Here is an 18,891-nt window from a genome sequence, read left to right as displayed (position 1 = left end):
GTGGATTTGACCCAGCTCCCGCCGCCCTCGGTGGTGGAGCCCCTCGACTTTGAGACCATCCTGGCCGAACGCAAGGCCACCCTGGTGAGCTACTACCCGGCAGATCAGCAAGCCGCCATCGCCGCCACGCTGGAGCTCGAATCCGAGCCGCTCAACAAGCTGCTGCAAGAGAACGCCTATCGGGAGGTGGTGCTGCGGGCCCGCATCAACGATGCCGCCAAGCAGACCCTGCTCGCTTTTGCCAGCGGCACCACCCTCGACCACCTGGTCGCCGAGTACAACATCGCCCGCCTGCTGGTCACCCCGGGGGATCCGGCGGCCAATCCGCCTGTCGATCCGGTCTATGAATCGGATGACCGCCTGCGCCTGCGCGGCCAGATGGCGTTTGAGGGGCTGACCACTGCCGGGCCAGTCAATGCCTACAAGTTTCACGCCTTGTCGGCCAGCGCCGAGGTGGCGGATGTGGCCGTCGACAGCCCCTCGCCGGGTACCGTGCGGGTGACCCTGCTCTCCCCTGCCGGCCAACCCAGTGCCGACACCCTCAATCGGGTCAGCCAGGCGCTTTCGGCCGATGATGTGCGTCCCCTGTGCGATCTGGTGGCCGTCGAGCCCGCCCAGATCAAGCCCTATGCCGTCGATGCCACCCTCAACGCCACCGGCCTTGGCAAGGAGCAGGCCATTGCAGCGGCCACCGCTGCCATGAACCAGACCGCTGCCGCCTATTACCGGGTCGGGGCCACCGTCCCGCTCTCGGCCATCTATGCCGCCCTGCACCAGCCGGGGATCGATAGCGTCACCCTGCGCGCACCGCTGACAGATGTCACCTGCACGGCGCAACAGGCCGCCAAACTCACCACCCTCCACCTCGATTAAGGACCAGACCATGGCAAACGCCCTCTATGACAAAGGCCGCGAGAAGTTTCTCACCGGCGCCATCAACGCCAGTGCCGACACCCTCAAGTGCGCGCTGATCAAAGACACCTACGCCCCCACCCTGGGCAGCGACGAGTTTTTCAGCACGCTCTCGTCCCACGTGGTCGGCACCCCGCAGACCCTGACCAGCAAGACGGTCACCGGCGGCGTGCTGGACGCCGCCGACGTCACTTTCAGCGCCGTGCCCACGGCGGCGGTGAAGTATTGCGCCATCTACAAAGACACCGGCAGCGCCGCGACCAGCCCGCTGATCGCCCTGTTCGACACGGCGGCGGGCCTGCCGGTCAGCACCAACGGCGGCGACATCATCATCGCCTGGGACAACGGCGCCAATAAGATCTTCAAACTCTGATGGCAACCCTCTATCCCGTCTGGCGCGGGTCACTGACCTATCACGACGGCACCCTGTCATTCGACGGGGCGGCGATCTACCGGGGCACCCTGCAGGGTGACGATGACCCCGCGCCGGTCGCCATTGCCGGGGTCAGGATCGGCCTGTCACCGGTCGGGATAGCGGCAGGGCCAATCGGCAGCATGGCGGCATTACAGCGCGCCAGGCCCGCCGGAGTCAGTCAGTTCGCAGCAGGCACGGCCAAGCTGACCCATCGCACCGCACCCGGCGCCATCGAGGCGGGTGCCTATGGCGCCCCGGATATCACCACCCGCGCCAGTGTGGGGAGCCTGGGGGATCTGCTCGCCATGGGCGCGGCCGAACTCACCCCCCTCGTCCGCGTGCCGGGGCTCAGTGCCGGTGCGCTGGGCATCGCCACGCTCAGGGCCAGGCTTGCGGCAGGCAGCATGCAGCCAGACGCCATTGAGGCGCCGACCATTGGGCAACGCCTCGCTCCTGCCGGCTTCGATCTTGGCGCCATGGGCAGCCACCGTGCCCGAGTGCGCCAACTCGTCGGCACCCTGTCTGATGGTCAGAGCGGTGCCCCAAGGCTCAACACCCGACTGGCTCAGGCCGCGACCCCGTTCACGGGCGCAGTGGGGAGCCCCGTCGCCAAGTACGCGCGGATCCTCTATCCGCTGGCCCCGGCGGTCCCTCTCCCGGGTCTGCCCGCCATCACCGCCGCACTGGTCCCGGCCCCGCTGCTACCTTCGGCACTCTCGCCGATTGCCAGTTCCGCGCGCCTGACCACACGGGGCTTTGATGGCTGTACGTTCGGCGCGGCCAAGGTGCATCGTCTGCCCCTGCCATTGCCGACCACCCGGGATATGCTGCCGCCCTCAGCCACCCGGCTGGAACACCTTGCCGCGGCCACCCTGGCCAGCACAGTGACGCCGGAGGTGATCACCACCACCCGCTTTGCTGACACCTGCCCGGCCCCGCTGCTGCCCTGGCTCGCCTGGGCAAGGTCGGTGGATTGGTGGGAGCTGGCCGAGTCAGAAGACCAGCAGCGAGCCCTCATCAGCGCCTCGTTCCGCCTGCACCAGCGCAAGGGCACCCCCTGGGCCATCAAGGAGGCGCTGGCCGTGCTGGGCTTTGGCGACAGCACCATCATCGAACGCGCTACGGGCCGCCGCTATGACGGCACGCTCGCATACAACGGCAACGAACCCCACGGGGATCCGTCTCAGTGGGCCGTCTATCGCGTCATCCTCGCCCGCCCGGTCACCACCGTGCAGGCCAACCGCATCCGGCGCCTGCTGGCAGAGATGGCCCCGGCCCGCTGCCATCTGGCGGCCCTCGATTACACCCAGGCGCCCCTGACCTACAACGGCGCCGCAACCTACAACGGCAACTACAACCACGGAGCCTCCTGATATGGCGAATTTACAAGAGGTGGTGAGCTGGGACGCAGGCGTCTATCAGCTCGAAACCAGCGACCCGGTGCTCGGCGGCCCGGGGGGTACCTCCAACAAGCAGGCCCAGGCGCTGGCGAACCGCACCGCCTACCTGAAAAAGCACATGGATGACCTGGAAGGCGGCACCACCGCTGCGGGCAAGGCCAACAAGCTCACCACGGCGCGCACCATCGCCGTGGCCGGGGATGTGACCGGCCAGGCCTCGTTCGATGGCAGCGGCAACATCTCCATCACCGCCACCTATAAAAACTCGGGGGTCGTGGCGGGGACCTATCGCTCCGTCACCGTCGATGCCAAGGGCAACGTCACCGCCGGCAGCAACCCCACCACCTTGTCGGGCTATGGCATCACCGATGCCGTACCCAGCAGCCAGAAGGGGGCCGCCAACGGGGTCGCCACCCTGGACAGCGGCGGCAAGGTGCCGGTCGCCCAGATCCCGGCCACTGCCATCACCGACACCTTTGTCGTCGGTACCCAGGCCGCCATGCTGGCCCTGACCGCTGAAATCGGTGATGTCGCGGTGCGCACCGACCTGAACAAGAGCTTCATTCTGCGGGTGGCGGGCGCCTCGACCCTGGCCAACTGGCAAGAGCTGCTCACCCCTACCGACGCAGTGCAGTCGGTCGATGGTATGACCGGGGTTGTGGTCATCGCCACCGCCAGCGAAGGGGTGAAAGGCAAGGCGCAGATCGCCACCCAGGCCGAGGTCGACGCGGGGACCGATGACAGCAAGTTTGTGACGGCATTGAAACTGATGAACTGGGTCAAGCAAGCCGGTGAGTCCGTGCTCGGCATGCTGAAGGTGGCAACGCAGGCGCAAACGAACGCGGGCGCGGCCGACGATGTGGCTGTCACCCCCAAGAAGCTGCGTGCCGGGTTTGCAGCATCCTTTGCAACCGCCGGGTATCTTGCATTTCCGACATGGATGGGTGGGCTGATCATTCAGTGGGGCAGTATTTTTGTGACTGCAAACTCAACGGCCACCGGTTCATTGCCCATTGCATTCCCAACAGCGGCGTTTCAAGGGGTATGTACCTATGACAGCCCTGTTGGCTCCATCTACCCCACTGCCGCCATGAATTTTCCGTCGTTATCGACCTATCAAATCGGCGTAAAGAGCGCAGCCGGTACCAACTTCATCATGCGATACATCGCCATCGGGTATTAGGAGACCACCATGTACAAATATGATCCTGAGTCCAAAGGGTTCTACCTGACGGCAATTCATGGCGACAACATTCCCCACACTGCGATCACTCTCAGGCCAGGGGACTATGAACGGCTGGTCAACGGCCAGAGTGACCAGCAAGAGATCACCATGGTCGATGGCTACCCTGTTTTGCAGGAACGTCCGGCCCCGTCAGCGCAACAGATGGCAGAGCTGATGCTGACCCAGCTCGATATCGCCGCTGCCGGAGAGATTGAACGCCTCCGACCTGCCGTGGATGGCGGCTATGCCAAGGCGATTGATGTCGAGCTGCTGGCACAATGGCAGCGCTATCGCTATGAGCTGCCGGATGTGCGCAGCCAGCCGGGCTGGCCTGAGCAACCCGCCTGGCCGCCGCGCCCGGGCGATCACGCCACCGAATAACCCTTGAGTCCGACCACCACCCCGCCCTGTGCGGGGTGTTTCGTGACTGCCGTCATCCGCCACCTTGTCACCGCTTCGCCAGTGTGTGCGGCCCTCACACACTGGCCGCCGCTCGCCTGACATCCCCTGCCCCTGCATCCTGACCCTGCTCGCATCACAGGTATTACCTACGCACAGAATGCTCCGTCCGGACAACAGGAGAACCTATGGCACTGGACCAATTTCACCACGGCGTGCGCGTCGTGGAAGCCAACGAGGGCACGCGCACCATCCGCACCGTCGCCACGGCAGTGATCGGCATCATCTGCACCGGCAGCGATGCGGATGCCGCTTACTTTCCCCTCAACAAACCCGTGCTGATTGCCAACCTGCCGGCGGCCATCGCCAAGGCGGGCAGCACCGGCAACCTCAAACGCTCGCTGCAAACCATCTATGACACCGTCAACACCATCGTCATCGCCGTGCGCGTGGCCGATGGCGCCGACGCCGCCGAGCTGACCAGCAACATCATCGGCACCATCCTGCCGGATGGCAGCTATACCGGCCTCAAGGCGCTGGAGCGGGCCGCCCCGGTCACGGGCGTCAAGCCGCGCATCCTCTGCGTGCCGGACAATTGCACCCTCCCCATCGCCACCGCCCTGGCGGGAGCAGCCAAAAAGCTGCGCGCCTTCGCCTATGTGCCGACCATCGCCGACACCGTCGAGGCAGCGCTCGCCTACCGCGAGAACTTCTCCAGCCGCGAACTGATGCCGATCCACGGCGACTGGACCGCCTGGGACACCGCCGCCAATGCCAGCATCAAGCTCGATGCCTGCCTCAAGGCGGCCGCCATGCGGGCATTCATCGACAAGGAGATCGGCTGGCACAAGACCCTGTCGAACGTCGGCGTGACCGGGGTCGACGGCATGACCAAGGCCCTGTTCTGGGATCTGCAAGACCCCGATACCGAGGTCGGCCTCCTCAACGCCAACGAAATCACCGCCCTCATCCGGGCCGATGGTTTCCGTTACTGGGGTAACCGCACCTGTTCCGATGACCCGCTGTTCGCCTTCGAGAACTACACCCGCACCGCTCAGATCCTGGCCGACACCATGGCCGAGGCGCACATGTGGGCCAACGACAAGCCGCTCACCCCCACCCTGGTGAAAGACATCATCGAGGGCATCAAGGCCAAGGGCCGCGAACTGGTGGCGGGCGGTTACCTGCTCGGCTTTGACTGCTGGTACAACGAGGAGCTCAACGACAAAGACACCCTCAAGGCCGGCAAGCTGCGCATTGATTACAACTACACCCCGGTGCCGCCGCTCGAAGACCTCGGCTTCATCCAGCGCATCACCGACACCTACCTCATCGACTTCGGCGCCCGCGTCGCGGCCGCCGCATAAGGAGCCACCATGGCACTGCCACGCAAACTGAAACACGGCAACATCTTCATGGATGGCGAGAACTGGATTGGCGTCGCCGAAGACTTCACCCCGGCCAAGCTGAGCCAGAAATTCGAAGCCTATCGCGGCGGCGGCATGATGGGCGCAGCCAACATCCACATGGGGCTGGAAGATGGTGCCCTCGACACCTCCTTCACCTTCGGTGGCGCAGAGGCCGCGCTCGTCAAACGCATGGGTCTCGCCAAGATTGACGGCGTCGCCCTGCGCTTTGCCGGTTCTTTCCAGCGTGACGACACCGGCGAAATCGTCTCGGTCGAAATCGTGCAGCGCGGCCGCTTCAAAGAGCTGGACCGGGGCACCTTCAAGAGCGGCGACAACACCCAGAGCAAAGTCAGCATGGTCAACACCTACTACAAGGAGACCATGAACGGCGTCGTCCTGTGCGAAATCGACCTGCTCAACATGATCTGGATCGTCGACGGCGTCGACCTGATGGCCGAGCACCGCAAAGCCATCGGCCTCTAACCCACCCAACAACCCAACGGGCGGCCCTTATCCCAACAGAAAGTGCCGCCCTCACCACATCACCAGGACGCAACACCATGGAACACAAGACAGTGACTCTCGACCAAGCCATCCAACGCGGCGACACCACCATCACCGAGGTCCAGCTGCGCAAGCCCAAGGCGGGCGAAATGCGCGGACTCAACATGGCCGATGTGCTGCAGATGGACGTTAACGCCCTCACCAAACTGCTGCCCCGCATCACCACCCCGATCCTGACCGAGCTCGAAATTGGCAACATGGACCCGGCTGACCTGCTGCAACTGGGTAGCGAGGTGGCCAGTTTTTTGATGCCGAAGAAAATGGGCTACCTGGCTGCGTAGATGACCTGATGGCCGACATCGCCATCATCGCCCACTGGCCGCCCTCCGAGATGGCGGCCATGGAGATCAGCGAGCTGATGGGCTGGCACCAACGCCTCGTTGAAACCCACAACCGCATCAACGGGGCAGACGAACAATGAACCCTCTCAAACTGCAAATCCTCCTCGGGGCGGTCGACAAGCTCACCGCCCCCCTCAAGGCCGCCAGCGGCCAGAGCAGAACCACGGCCAAAGACCTCGCCGAGACGAAAAAGCGCATCAAGGAACTGGAAACCCAGAGCGGCCAGATTGACGGCTATCGCACCCTGGGAAGCCAAATTGGCGCTACCCGCGCCCAGCTCACAGCAGCCCAGCGCGATGCCCAGCAGATGGCCCAGCAACTTGCCAAGGTAGAGCAACCAACCAAGGCCATGACCCGCGCCATGGAGCAGGCCAAACAGAAGGTACGCGACCTCTCCCAGCAAGAGCGGGAAATGGTCGCCCGTCACGGCAGCCTGAAACGGGCCCTGGGCGAGGCAGGTATCAACACCAAGCAGCTCGGCGAACACCAGCGCCGCCTCAAGACCGATCTGGCTTCCGCCAATACCCAGCTCGACCAGCAGCGCGCCAAGCTGGGCCAACTTGCCGACCAGCAAAAGCGCCTCAACCAGGTCAAGGCCAGCTATGACAAGACCATGTCGATGCGCGGCACCATAGCGGGCTATGGCGCCGCAGGCATGGCAACCGGTGCTGCGGCCATCTACAAGGGCACCAACATCGCCAGCAAGGCCATGGGCTTTGATGTCGACATGTCCAAGGTGCAGGCGATCACCAGGCTGGACAAAGGCAGCAGCGAACTGGCCGCCTTGCGGGCTCAGGCCCGGGAGCTCGGCGCCAATACCGCCTTCACGGCGGGCGAAGCGGCACAGGGCCAGGGCTTCCTCGCCATGGCTGGCTTTACACCCAAGGCGATACGTGACGCCATGCCTGGGGTGCTCGACATCGCCAAAGCCGGGGGCGTCGAAATTGCCGCCGCAGCGGATATCGGCTCCAACATCCTGACCGGCTTCAAGCTGCCGGCAAACCAGATGACCCGACTCGGGGATGTGATGGTCGGCACCTTCACCCGCGCCAACGTCGACTTGCAGATGCTGGGGGAAACCATGAAGTACGTGGGCCCGGTAGCGGCGGGCCTTGGCGTGGACCTTGAAACCGCCTCTGCCATGGCGGGTAAGCTGGGGGATGCCGGTATCCAGGGAAGCATGGGCGGTACCGCCATGCGAGCCATTCTAGGCCGCCTCGCGGCGCCCCCCAAGGCCGCGCACGACGCGCTCGCCGCCCTGAACGTCAAGACCGCCGATGCCGCCGGTAACCTGCGCGCCCTGCCCGATATTCTCGACGAGCTCTACAAGAAGACCAGCAAGATGGGGGACACCACCCGATCGGGCTACTTCAAGGCCATCGCCGGTGAGGAAGCCTTCGCCGCCCTGGCCGTACTGACCGAACAGGCGGGATCCGGCAAGCTGCAGGAGCTCATCGCCACCTTGAAGCAATCCAAGGGCGAGGCGGGCAAGGTCGCCAAGGTCATGGCTGATAACGCCATCGGTGATCTGGATAACCTCACCTCCGCGTGGGATGACGTGGGCATCCAGTTGATGGAGACCGAGAACGGCCCGATGCGCGGGATCATCCAGCGTGTCACCGAGATTATCCAGGTCACCGGCAACTGGATGCGGGCCAACCCTGAACTCACGTCCACCCTGACCCGCATCGCGGCCGTGACAGCCGTGGCCGCCGCCGCTGGCGGTTCACTGCTACTGGTCGTGGCTGGCCTGCTGGGCCCGCTGGCGGCCATCAAAATGGGGATGTCGATGCTGCTGGTCTATGGAAGCCCCTTGCTGACCTTCATCAAGGCACTGACCATGGGCATGGTCAGGCTCGGCATTGCCATGCTCACCAACCCCATTGGCTGGTTCATCATGGGCATTGTGGCCATCGCCGCCGGGGCTTACCTGCTCTACAAGAACTGGGATGGTGTCGCCGCATGGTTCAGCGGATTGTGGGCGCAGTGTCAGGCCCCTGCGCTCGCCTTCTGGGAGCTCCTGAAAGAACTCTTCTCATGGACCCCCATCGGCATGCTGACTATGCACTGGGGTGAGATCTGGGCCTTCTTCGACACCTTGCCAGCGGGGGCAGCCAACAAGGGCAAGGCCATCGTCGACGGTCTGATTGGTGGCATCACCGCGAAGTGGGAGAGCCTGAAAGCCAAGATAAAGGCCCTCACCGACCTGCTGCCGGACTGGATGAAAGGGGGTGGCTCGGTCACGGCCAACGTCAACCCGTCAGGCTACCTCACCGGCAACTACAACACGGCCGCCATGGCCGGGGGATCCGGCTATGGTCCGCGCATCGTTGAAAAACCACGCATAAAGCCAAAAGCCAGCACAACCATCAACAGTCAGCCGTTCTACAACCTCACCGTTAACGCAGCTCCTGGGATGGATGAATCGCGAGTAGCCTCGATAGCCTTAGACAAGATCAGAGAGCAAGAGCGTGCGAACAAAACGCTTGGGCGTGCTGGTTACAGCGACCGCAACTAAGGAGCAACAGCCATGATGATGACCCTGGGCTGGTTCGTGTTTATGCGCTCGACCCTCGCCCCCCTCTCACAACAAGACGAACGGGCATGGCGCCATCCGGGCAATAACCGGATCGGTGCTCGTCCTGCCTATCAGTTCCTCGGCCCAGATGATGAAACCACCACCCTGAGCGGGGTGCTGCTGCCCGAAGTGACCGGCGGCCCCGTCTCCCTCGACTTGCTCAACAATATGGCTGACAGCGGTCAGGCTTTCCCCCTGATCCAGGGCGATGGCGTCATGCGTGGGTCATTCGTGATCGAGGGCATCAGCACCATCCGCAGCGAGTTTTTCAGCGATGGCACCGCCCGTAAAATCGAGTTCACCATCAAGCTCAAGCGGGTCGATGACAACGACAGCTCCCTTGTCCAAATCCTGCTGGGCCGCACCGCGGGCAACCTCTTTGGCCGCCTGGGCCTGGGCAAGCTGGTCGGCAGTATCGGCAACAAGCTCGGGGGGCTTCTCTGATGGGGGCTTTCGACCAGTTCGGCACGCGATTGGCCGAAAATTTGGGGCTGACCAATCCGCTCGACGCCTTGCGCCAAGGCCACCCGATACCGGCTTACCAGGTACTTGTCGACGGCAAAGACATCTCGGCCGCCATCAGGCCACGCCTGATGTCGATGACCATCACCGACAACCGGGGCTTCACCGCCGACACCATCGAGATCACCCTCGATGACAGCGACGGCCAGCTCGATATGCCACGCCGGGGCGCCACCCTGCGCGCCCTCATCGGCTGGCAAGGCCAGGCCTTGGTCGACAAGGGCACCTACAAGATCGACGAGGTGGAGCACGGCGGGGCCCCGGATGTGCTCACCATACGGGGCAAGTCAGCCGACCTGCGCGGCGGCATGAACAAGCTGCGTGAGCAAAGTTGGCACCAGACCACCGTCAGTGGCATCGTCAGCCAGGTCGCCGCCCGCTACCAGCTCACTCCCTGCGTGGGTGACTCACTCAAGGGCCAGCTGATCGACCACATCGACCAGGCCAACGAGAGCGATCTCGCTTTCCTCACCCGCCTGGCTGGTCAGTGCGATGGCATTGCCACCGTCAAGAATGGCCGCCTGCTGTTTATCAAAGCTGGCCAGGGCACTACCGCGAGTGGCCAGCCCCTGCCCGCCATCACCATCACCCGCCAAGATGGCGATCAGCACCGCTTCTCAGTGGCTGACCGGGATGCCTACACGGGCGTGACCGCCTACTGGCAAGACAACAAGGAGGCGGAAAAGAAGCGAGTCGAGGTGAAGCGCAAGAAGAAGAGCAAGCCATCGCCGGAACGGCCCTTGCCCCCGGGGGTCATGGTCAACAAGCAAGAGAACGAACTGCTGGTCGGTAGCAGCGAGAACGTCAAAGAGCTGCGGCATGTCTATGCCAGCCAGGCTAATGCCATGCGGGCCGCCCGGGCTGAGTGGGAGAAGCTGCAACGCGGCGTGGCCGACTTCCAAATCACCCTGGCGATGGGCCGCCCTGAACTCTACCCGGAGCAACCCACCACCGTCAGAGGGTTCAAGCCCCAGATTGACGAGGCCGACTGGCTGCTCACCCAGGTGGTGCACGACCTCACCAATCAGGGCTTCACCAACCGCCTGCAGCTCGAAGTGAAGCTGGCAGAGCTGCCGGAATAAATCTGTGTGGATCAAATGTGGACACTGATGAAAAACAAAAAAGGCCACTATTGCTAGTGGCCTTAGTAACTCTTTGATTTTAATGGTGCCCGAGGCCGGAATCGAACCGGCACGACGCGAACGTCGAGGGATTTTAAATCCCTTGTGTCTACCGATTTCACCACTCGGGCACCGCAATCGGTATCAAGCTCGCGTGGCGGGCTTGTCAATATGGAGGCACGTTCCGGAGTCGAACCGGACTAAACGGATTTGCAATCCGCTGCATAACCGCTTTGCTAACGCGCCATGCAAAAGAGAGGAACTCTCTATTGTCTGAATTTGGAGCGGGAAACGAGACTCGAACTCGCGACCCCGACCTTGGCAAGGTCGTGCTCTACCAACTGAGCTATTCCCGCATCGGTCTGGCTGACTGCCTGACTGTGAGAACGCATTCTAGCGATGTTCCCCGCCCAGTCAACCAAAAACATTTAATACGCTGATCGTTCGGGTGTTTTTTACCCTTTTCCCACACTTTTGCAGCTCATGGCCGTTTCTCGGCGCCAGTGGCAGAGAAACGGCCATCTTCCCGTTTGGACTAGAACCGGGAGTGGTAGCTGAGATCGCCCCAGGCGGCCTTCATGTACTGGAACATGGACCAGAAGGTGAGCACGGTGGCCACGTAGAGCAGCACATAGGCGAGCCACACCATCCAGATGTCGTATTGCCAGATGAGGCCGGTGAGCGACACCATCTGGATCATGGTCTTCCATTTGCCAATCCAGCTGACCGCCACCGAGGAGCGCTTGCCAAGCTCGGCCATCCATTCACGCAGGGCGGAGATGATGATCTCCCGGCCAATCATGGTCATGGCGGGGATGGTGACCCAGACGGTGTTGTAGTGCTCGACGATGACCACCAGGGCCGCCGCCACCATGATCTTGTCGGCCACCGGATCGAGGAAGGCGCCAAAGGCGGTGGACTGGTTCAGCTTGCGGGCAAGATAGCCGTCAAACCAGTCGGTTGCGGCCGCCAGGATGAAGACGATGGCCGCCGCCATGTAGGACCACTGATAGGGAAGGTAGAACAGGATGACGAAGACGGGGATGAGCAAAATCCGAAAGAACGTCAGCAGGTTAGGAATATTTGTCATTATTTTCAGCCACTTCTTGTATGCCGCTACATGGTAGCCCCAAGCCGATCGCGGATGCAACCGAACTGGCGCCCGCCTTGGTCCATTAATCCATCAATAACCTCAGGATGCCGGTCATTATGGCATTTGGGAGCCCCCTGCGTCACGGCTCTTGTGCGCAGGCGGCACGCCCTGATGCCCCCTGGCGTGACCTCCTTCACACCAAAGGCAGCGCTAGAGCGAGTGCAATGCGTCGTGGATGGACTGGGCCAGCTCCTGGCTGATGCCGGGCACCTTGGCGAGCTCGTCCACCCCGGCTTTTTTCACCTCCTGCAAACCCCCCAGGTATTTGAGCAGCGCCTGCCGCCGTTTCGGCCCCACCCCGGGAATCTCTTCCAGGGTACTGGTGGTGCGGGCCTTTGCCCGCCTGGCCCGGTGGCCCGTGATGGCAAAGCGGTGGGATTCGTCGCGAATGTGCTGGATGAGGTGCAAGGCGGGCATGTCCGCCGGCAAATGCAGCTCTTCGTGGCTGTCCCCCAGGATCAGGGTCTCCAGCCCCGCCTTGCGGGTCACCCCCTTGGCGATGCCCACCAGCAGCGGGTATTTGCCGCCGAGAAACTCCAGCTGGCGCGCCAGGATCTCCTCCGCGCGGCGCAACTGGCCGAGACCACCGTCGATGAACAGCACATCCGGCACCTTGTCCGGCTCCTGCTGCTTGCCAAAGCGGCGCTCCAGCGCCTGCTCCATGGCGGCGTAGTCATCCCCGCCGGTGATACCGTCGATGTTGAAGCGGCGGTATTCCGAGGAGAGCGGCCCCTCCCGGTTGAACACCACGCAGGAGGCCACGGTGCGCTCCCCCATGGTGTGGGAGATATCGAAGCACTCCATGCGGGCGATGGGGCTCTCGAGCTCCAGCAGCTCCTCCAGCTGATCGTAACGGGCGGTGATGGTGCTCTTGTGGGCGAGGCGCGAGCGCAGCGCGGTCTGGGCGTTGATGGAGGCGAGCTTGATGAAGCGGGCCCGCTCGCTGCGCGTCCGGCTCACCACCCGCACCTTGTAGCCGGCGGTCTGGCTCAGGGTGTCGGCGATGACGCTCTCATCCTCCAGCGCCACGTCCAGCAGCACCTCGCTCGGGATCTGCCGTCCCCCCTGTCCCGACAGATAGAACTGCAGCAGGAAGGATTGCACCACCTCGTCAAGCGGGGTATCGGCCGGCACTTTCGGGAAGTAGCTGCGCGATCCCAGCACCTTGCCCTGGCGGATGAAGAGCACGTGGATGCAGGCGGTCCCCTGCTCGAAGGCCACCCCCACCACGTCGAGCTCGTCCAGCACGTTGCCGCTCACCGACTGCTGCTCGGTGACCCGGCGCAGGGCCTGGATCTGATCCCGGTAGCGGGCCGCCTCCTCGAAGCGCAGATCGCCGCTGGCGGACTCCATCTTGCCCACCAGTTCGCCGATCACCTGCTGGTTCTTGCCCGCGAGGAACAGCTTGGCCAGCGCCACCTGCTGGGCATACTCGGCCTCGCTCACCAGCCCCGCCACACAGGGGCCGGCGCAGCGCTTGAGCTGGTAGAGCAGGCAGGGGCGGGTACGGTTGGCATAGACGGCATCCTCGCACTGGCGCACCGGGAAGATCTTCTGCATCAGGTGCAGGCTCTCGCGTACCGCGCCGCCGGAGGGGTAAGGGCCGAAATACTCCCCCTTCACCTTGCGGGCGCCGCGATGGACGCCGATGCGCGGGTGCCGATGGTCGGTGATGATGATCCAGGGGTAGGACTTGTCATCCCGCAGCAGCACGTTGTAGCGGGGCTGGTACTGCTTGATGAGGTTGTGCTCGAGGATCAGCGCCTCGGTCTCGGTGTGGGTGACCGTTACCTGCACATCGGCAATCTGGCGCACCAGGGTGCGGGTCTTGATGCTGTCGACATTTGCCCGAAAGTAGGAGGCGAGCCGTTTCTTGAGATCCTTGGCCTTGCCCACGTAGATGACGGTGCCGCCGCTGTCGTACATGCGGTAGACACCACTCTGGTGGGTGACGGCGCTCAGAAACGCCTTGCTGTCAAAATGGGGCTCGGGAGAGAGGGTCATCGGCAACTCGACTCAACGGATGAATGCAAAAAGACGGGGAGAGCATACTGCCCACAGCCTGCAAAAAGCAAAAGGCGGCCGGTGCCGCCTTTGGTGTCCACACGCCCCCGTTACAGGGTATCGGCATCCAGCATGCCATAACGAATGGCCAGATGGGTCAGCTCCACGTCGCCGTTGATCCCCAGCTTGCTGAACAGGCGGTAGCGGTAGCTGTTGACCGTCTTCGGGCTCAGGTTGAGCTGCTCGGAGATGTCGGTCACCTTCTGCCCCTTGGTGATCATCATCATGATCTGCAGCTCCCGCTCGGAGAGGGACTTGAAGGGGTTCTCGTCGGCGGAGGCGAACTGGCTCAGGGCCATCTGCTGGGCGATCTCCGGGGAGATGTAACGCTGACCGGAGTGAACCAGGCGAATGGCGTGGATCATCTCGTCCGGCGCGGCCCCCTTGGTGAGGTACCCGGCGGCGCCCGCCTGCATCACCTTGGTAGGGAACGGATTTTCTGAATGAATGGTCAGCACTATGATGCGCACATCGGGGCGGATCCGCAGGATCTTGCGGGTCGCTTCCAGACCGCCGATGCCCGGCATGTTCATGTCCATCAGGATCACATCGGGGTGATGTTGCCGACAGAAGGCCACCGCGGTTTCCCCGCTCTGCGCCTCGCCCACCACCTTGATCCCGCGGACGTCTTCCAAAATGCGTCTTATCCCTGTACGCACCAACTCATGATCATCGACCAGGAATACATTAATCACCCAAACACCCCGTTTTTATCTCGTTATATGCCAGTTAGGGTTAACACGGCGTCTTGCATCATAACCAAACTCGATGATTTGGCAAACCATGGGCGGGAAAAGTTTGAAATTGCTCGTAAAATCCGTTTTAAATCAAATTATTATACAAAGAATCAATTAAAAAACGGCGCCCTGGGGCGCCGTATTGCATCAAAGCCGTTCCGCCAGCCTCAACCGGCCAGCAGTGCTCGCACCTTGTCGAGATCGGCCTGGGTGTCCACCCCCACCGGCGGGGCTTGCAGCGCCTGGGCCACGTGGATCTTCTCCCCGTACCAGAGCACCCGCAGCTGCTCCAGGGCTTCGACCTGCTCGAGCACGCTCGGTGCCCAGTCCACGTAACGCTGGATGAAGCCGGCGCGATAGGCGTAGATGCCGATGTGGCGTTGGTAGTGATCGCCAATCTGCTCGCGGCTCCCCGCAACGCGATCGCTGGCCGCAAAGCGGTCCCGATCCCAGGGGATGCTGGCGCGACTGAAATAGAGGGCATACCCCTCCCGGTCGGTCACCACCTTGACGGCATTGGGATTGAACGCCTCTTCGGCATCCCTGATAGGCACCGACAGCGTCGCCATGGGCGCGCTGGCCGCGGCCAGGTTGTCCGCCACCTGGCGGATGATGACGGGGGGAATGAGGGGCTCGTCCCCCTGCACGTTGACGATGATGGTGTCGGCGGCAAAGCCGTAGTGACGGCACACCTCGGCCAGACGCTCGGTGCCGGACTGGTGATCCGGTGAGGTCATGCACACCTCGAACCCGGCAGCGGCAGCAAAGGGGGACAGGGCCTGCTGCACCCGCTCGTCATCGGTGGCGACGATCACCCGATCGGCGCCCGATTGCAGGGCCTTCTCCACCACGTGCTGCACCATGGGCTTGCCGTGAATGTCGGCCAGCGGCTTGCCCGGCAGCCGGGTGGAGGCGTAACGGGCTGGAATGACGACGACGAAACTCATGGCTTCAGCTCTTCCAGCGCCAGGTGACGGGCCCGGTTCTCCAGCAGCACCGGGATCCCCTCCTCCAGGGGATAGGCCAGTCTGTCGAAACGGCAGATGAGCTCCTGAGGGCCCTCGGCGTGCGCTTGATAGTGCAGTTTCCCCTTGCAGACCGGGCAGGCGATGATGTCGAGCAGTTTAATATCCAGTGCCACAACGAAACTCCTTTAACGATTTCCCACAGGCGATCTTGCCTGGCATGTCAATGTGCAGGGCCAGCCCCCGAGTCCGGGCACTGGCCGTCTGTTCCAATCCGGTGGCGCCCGGTCAGGGCGCCTGGTGCTTGTCCCCTCCGGGCTGCGGGCCCAGGGTGCGCAGCAGCGCCTCCCCCAGGGCATCGGGCAGCTCGGCGCTGACCGGCAGATACCACCAGTTGTCCGGGGCGAAGGGGCGGCACTTGACCGCATCCTTCTCGGTCATCAGCAAGGGGCGCTGGCCGAAGCGGGCCAGCAGCTCGGCGGCGTCGAACGCCTGGTGATCCCCGTAGCCGACGCTCTGCACCAGCTCGTAACCAAGGGCGGTCAGGGTGGCGAAGAAACGGGGGGGATGGCCGATGCCTGCCAGGGCATCCACCGGCCCCGAGAGGGGGGCCGTGAGAGGCGCATCGTCGCACACCCGGCGCAGGGTATCCGGCACCAGGCGCATGGCGTATTCGCCACGGGCGGGTTCGCCGCCGTTGCAGATGATGGCGTCCACCCGCTTGAGGCGGGTCGTGGGCTCGCGCAGCGGCCCCATGGGCAGCAGACAGCCATTGCCAAAGCGCCGCGCCCCGTCCACCACCACCAGTTCGATGTCACGGGCCAGGGCATAGTGCTGCAGGCCGTCGTCGGTGACGATGATGTCCACCTCACCGCTTTGCTCCAGCAACCGCACCGCATCGGCCCGTCTGGGGGCCACCGCCACGGGGCAGCCGCAGCGCCTTGCGATGAGCACGGGCTCATCCCCGGCCTCGGCCGGGGTGCTGCTCTCATCCAGTCGATAGGGGTAATGGGGCGCCTTGCCGCCATAACCGCGGCTGACCACGCCTGGGCGCCAGCCCCGGGCCTGGAGTTGTTCCACCAGCCAGACCACCACCGGGGTCTTGCCGTTGCCCCCCACCGAGAGATTGCCCACCACCACCACCGGCAGGGTGGCCCGATAGGCGCGGAACCAACCCCGGCGATACCCCAGACGGCGGACGCCGCTGATCAGGGCAAACAGCAGGGCGAAGGGGGCCAGCCCCCAGCGCCAGAGGCTGTTCCCGTACCAGAGTCTGGCCAGCATCAGCCCTTGTTACCCGTGGCTGTATTACCAAACTGAATGGCCCGCAGCTGGGCATAAGTACCATGCATGTCCATCAGGGTTTGGTGGTTGCCGCGCTCGACGATGTGTCCCTCGTCGATCACCAGGATCTCGTCCGCCTTCTCGATGGTGGAGAGGCGGTGGGCGATCACGAGGGAAGTGCGCGCCTTGCACAGCTCGTCGATGGCCGCCTGGATGTGACGCTCGGACTCGGTGTCCAGGGCCGAGGTGGCTTCGTCCAGCAGCAACACCGGAGAGTCCCGCAACAGGGCGCGGGCGATGGCGATGCGCTGGCGCTGGCCGCCGGAGAGGGAGGCGCCGTTCTCGCCGATGACGGTGTCATAGCCTTCCGGCATCTTGCTGACGAAGTCGTCCGCATGGGCGATGCGGGCCGCCTGCTGGATCTCGTCGCGGCTGTACTTCTCTTCCGCCGCGTAGGCGATGTTGTTGGCCACGGAGTCGTTGAAGAGGTGCACGTGCTGGGAGACCAGGGCGTATTGCTTGCGCAGCTCGCTCAGGCGGTATTCGCGGATGTTGACGCCATCCAGCAGAATTTCCCCCTCTTCGATGTCATAGAAGCGGGTCAGAAGGCTCGCGATGGTGCTCTTGCCGGAGCCGGAACGACCCACCAGGGCCACCGATTTGCCCGCCTCCACCTTGAAGCTGATGTTGCGCAGCGCCGGTGTCTCCTTGGTCGGGTAGGTGAAGGTGACGTTGCGAAACTCGATTTCACCTCGGGCACGTTCCAGAGTGCGCGTGCCGGTGTCCTGCTCCGGGGTGGAGTCCAGCAGACCGAACAGGCTCTGGCAGGCGGTGATGCCGCGCTGGAACTGGTTGTTCACGTCGGTCAGGCTTTTCAGCGGCTTGAGCAGCATCATCATGGAGGTGACCATGACGGTGAAGGTGCCCGCGGTCAGGGTCGCCTTGACGCTGTCGATGGTGGCGACATAGAGGAAGACCGCAAGGGCCACGGAGGCCACCATCTGGACGATGGGGCTGCCGATGGCGTCGGCGGCGACCATCTTCATGGTCTGCTGGCGCATCCGGTTGCTCACCTGGTAGAAGCGCTTGTCCTCCACCTCCTGGCCCCCGAACATCAGCACCTCTTTGTGCCCCTTGAGCATCTGCTCGGTGGAGGTGGTGATGTCACCCACCGCCTGCTGGATGTGGCGGCTTATCTTGCGAAAACGTCGGCTGATGATGCTGATGAGGATCCCGACCAGGGGCCCCACCACCAGGAAGATCACCGACAACTGCCAGGAGTGCCAGAACATCAGGCCCAGCAGGCCGATGACGGTGGCCCCTTCCCGCACCAGGGAGACCAGGGTCGAGCTCGCGGCGGACGACACCTGACCGGCGTCATAGGTCACCTTGGAGAGCAGGTTGCCGGTGTTCTGGCGGTCGAAGAAGCTCATGGGCATGGCCATCAGGTGGCTGAACACCTGCTGCTGCAGGCGCATCACCACGTGGTTGCCGACCCAGGCCATGCAGTAGTTGGAGAGGAAGGCGGCGCAGCCGCGCAGAGCCACGATGCCGAGGACGAAGAAGGGCATCCACTTGAGCACGCTGCTGTCGTTGCCGTTGAGCCCCTGATCGATGAGCGGTTTGATGGAGTAGACGAAGGTGGTATCCACGGCCGCGTAACCCAGCATGCCAATGATGCCGCCCACCAGACCCAGCTTGCGATCCCGGACATAACCGAGCAGGCGCTTGAAGACGGTCCAGCTCTCTTGTGAGGTTTCTTGTTGCATGAATAGCCGTTAATAAGGGAAATGACGGGCTAT

Annotated in this window: 19 protein-coding genes and 3 tRNA genes; 12 read left to right on the top strand and 10 right to left on the bottom strand. The window is 63.4% G+C overall.

Annotated elements, in window-relative coordinates; genetic code table 11:
* The 12 genes from ACB037_RS06955 (at position 1) to ACB037_RS06900 (ending at position 10,847) form a co-directional block, all read left to right on the top strand.
* Entirely contained in the window at positions 1–873 is an 873-nt protein-coding gene (locus ACB037_RS06955) for a baseplate J/gp47 family protein (RefSeq protein ID WP_323890655.1), read from the top strand.
* A 10-nt stretch (positions 874–883) separates the two neighbouring features.
* Positions 884–1,285: a hypothetical protein gene (locus tag ACB037_RS06950; RefSeq protein WP_025327464.1), complete on the top strand. Its 402-nt coding sequence runs from the start codon at positions 884–886 to the stop codon at positions 1,283–1,285.
* Positions 1,285–2,700, top strand: a complete 1,416-nt coding sequence (locus tag ACB037_RS06945; RefSeq protein WP_368211629.1) for a phage tail protein I — start codon at positions 1,285–1,287, stop codon at positions 2,698–2,700. Before ACB037_RS06950 ends, ACB037_RS06945 begins: the two co-directional genes overlap by 1 nt.
* 1 nt (position 2,701) lies before the next feature.
* Positions 2,702–3,910 (top strand): phage tail protein, encoded by a 1,209-nt coding sequence (locus tag ACB037_RS06940; protein ID WP_371175070.1) that lies wholly within the window; start codon positions 2,702–2,704, stop codon positions 3,908–3,910.
* A 9-nt stretch (positions 3,911–3,919) separates the two neighbouring features.
* The gene (locus ACB037_RS06935; RefSeq protein ID WP_371175069.1) at positions 3,920–4,333 is read left to right on the top strand and encodes a tail fiber assembly protein; all 414 of its coding nucleotides are present in this window, start codon (positions 3,920–3,922) and stop codon (positions 4,331–4,333) included.
* A 212-nt stretch (positions 4,334–4,545) separates the two neighbouring features.
* A complete protein-coding gene (locus tag ACB037_RS06930) occupies positions 4,546–5,718 on the top strand; it encodes a phage tail sheath protein (RefSeq protein WP_323887246.1) in 1,173 nt (390 codons plus the stop codon).
* A 9-nt stretch (positions 5,719–5,727) separates the two neighbouring features.
* On the top strand, positions 5,728–6,243 hold the full coding sequence (locus tag ACB037_RS06925; RefSeq protein WP_270825179.1) for a phage major tail tube protein: 516 nt from the start codon (positions 5,728–5,730) through the stop codon (positions 6,241–6,243).
* A gap of 77 nt (positions 6,244–6,320) precedes the next feature.
* Complete coding sequence (locus ACB037_RS06920) at positions 6,321–6,605, top strand: phage tail assembly protein (RefSeq protein ID WP_048209085.1); 285 nt, start codon at positions 6,321–6,323, stop codon at positions 6,603–6,605.
* A gap of 8 nt (positions 6,606–6,613) precedes the next feature.
* Complete coding sequence (locus ACB037_RS06915) at positions 6,614–6,745, top strand: GpE family phage tail protein (RefSeq protein ID WP_041214901.1); 132 nt, start codon at positions 6,614–6,616, stop codon at positions 6,743–6,745.
* Positions 6,742–9,183, top strand: coding sequence for a phage tail tape measure protein (locus ACB037_RS06910; RefSeq protein WP_371175068.1), 2,442 nt, complete (start codon positions 6,742–6,744; stop codon positions 9,181–9,183). Before ACB037_RS06915 ends, ACB037_RS06910 begins: the two co-directional genes overlap by 4 nt.
* A 12-nt stretch (positions 9,184–9,195) precedes the next feature.
* Positions 9,196–9,687, top strand: a complete 492-nt coding sequence (locus ACB037_RS06905; RefSeq protein WP_371175067.1) for a phage tail protein — start codon at positions 9,196–9,198, stop codon at positions 9,685–9,687.
* Entirely contained in the window at positions 9,687–10,847 is a 1,161-nt protein-coding gene (locus ACB037_RS06900) for a phage late control D family protein (protein ID WP_371175066.1), read from the top strand. Before ACB037_RS06905 ends, ACB037_RS06900 begins: the two co-directional genes overlap by 1 nt.
* Positions 10,848–10,930: 83 nt before the next feature.
* On the opposite strand, the gene ACB037_RS06895 is transcribed toward ACB037_RS06900, so the two are convergent.
* The 10 genes from ACB037_RS06895 to msbA all read right to left on the bottom strand — a co-directional run bounded on the left by ACB037_RS06895 (position 10,931) and on the right by msbA (position 18,858).
* Positions 10,931–11,017: transfer RNA gene (locus ACB037_RS06895), tRNA-Leu, on the bottom strand.
* Between the two features lie 41 nt (positions 11,018–11,058).
* Positions 11,059–11,132 (bottom strand) — tRNA-Cys (locus tag ACB037_RS06890).
* A gap of 34 nt (positions 11,133–11,166) precedes the next feature.
* Positions 11,167–11,242, bottom strand: a tRNA-Gly gene (locus ACB037_RS06885).
* 179 nt (positions 11,243–11,421) lie between these two features.
* Positions 11,422–11,976, bottom strand: coding sequence for a CDP-diacylglycerol--glycerol-3-phosphate 3-phosphatidyltransferase (gene pgsA, locus ACB037_RS06880; RefSeq protein ID WP_010675229.1), 555 nt, complete (start codon positions 11,974–11,976; stop codon positions 11,422–11,424).
* Between the two features lie 213 nt (positions 11,977–12,189).
* Positions 12,190–14,043: an excinuclease ABC subunit UvrC gene (gene uvrC, locus ACB037_RS06875; protein WP_039040279.1), complete on the bottom strand. Its 1,854-nt coding sequence runs from the start codon at positions 14,041–14,043 to the stop codon at positions 12,190–12,192.
* Between the two features lie 110 nt (positions 14,044–14,153).
* The gene (uvrY, locus tag ACB037_RS06870) at positions 14,154–14,798 is read right to left on the bottom strand and encodes a UvrY/SirA/GacA family response regulator transcription factor (protein WP_010675231.1); all 645 of its coding nucleotides are present in this window, start codon (positions 14,796–14,798) and stop codon (positions 14,154–14,156) included.
* Between the two features lie 209 nt (positions 14,799–15,007).
* On the bottom strand, positions 15,008–15,787 hold the full coding sequence (gene kdsB, locus ACB037_RS06865) for a 3-deoxy-manno-octulosonate cytidylyltransferase (RefSeq protein ID WP_043153880.1): 780 nt from the start codon (positions 15,785–15,787) through the stop codon (positions 15,008–15,010).
* Positions 15,784–15,981, bottom strand: a complete 198-nt coding sequence (locus tag ACB037_RS06860; RefSeq protein WP_010675233.1) for a Trm112 family protein — start codon at positions 15,979–15,981, stop codon at positions 15,784–15,786. Before ACB037_RS06860 ends, kdsB begins: the two co-directional genes overlap by 4 nt.
* A gap of 112 nt (positions 15,982–16,093) precedes the next feature.
* The gene (lpxK, locus tag ACB037_RS06855) at positions 16,094–17,089 is read right to left on the bottom strand and encodes a tetraacyldisaccharide 4'-kinase (RefSeq protein WP_261999801.1); all 996 of its coding nucleotides are present in this window, start codon (positions 17,087–17,089) and stop codon (positions 16,094–16,096) included.
* Positions 17,089–18,858 carry a lipid A ABC transporter ATP-binding protein/permease MsbA gene (msbA, locus tag ACB037_RS06850; RefSeq protein WP_042014329.1) on the bottom strand — a complete coding sequence of 590 codons (1,770 nt, stop codon included), beginning with the start codon at positions 18,856–18,858 and terminating at the stop codon, positions 17,089–17,091. Before msbA ends, lpxK begins: the two co-directional genes overlap by 1 nt.
* Between the last annotated feature and the right edge of the window lie 33 nt (positions 18,859–18,891).

Origin of the sequence: Aeromonas sp. S19(2024), assembly GCF_041402625.1 — a bacterium.
Classification (GTDB): domain Bacteria; phylum Pseudomonadota; class Gammaproteobacteria; order Enterobacterales; family Aeromonadaceae; genus Aeromonas; species Aeromonas caviae.
The sequence above is the reverse complement of the archived record's forward strand: the minus strand, read 5'-3'. Positions and strand labels throughout refer to the sequence as shown.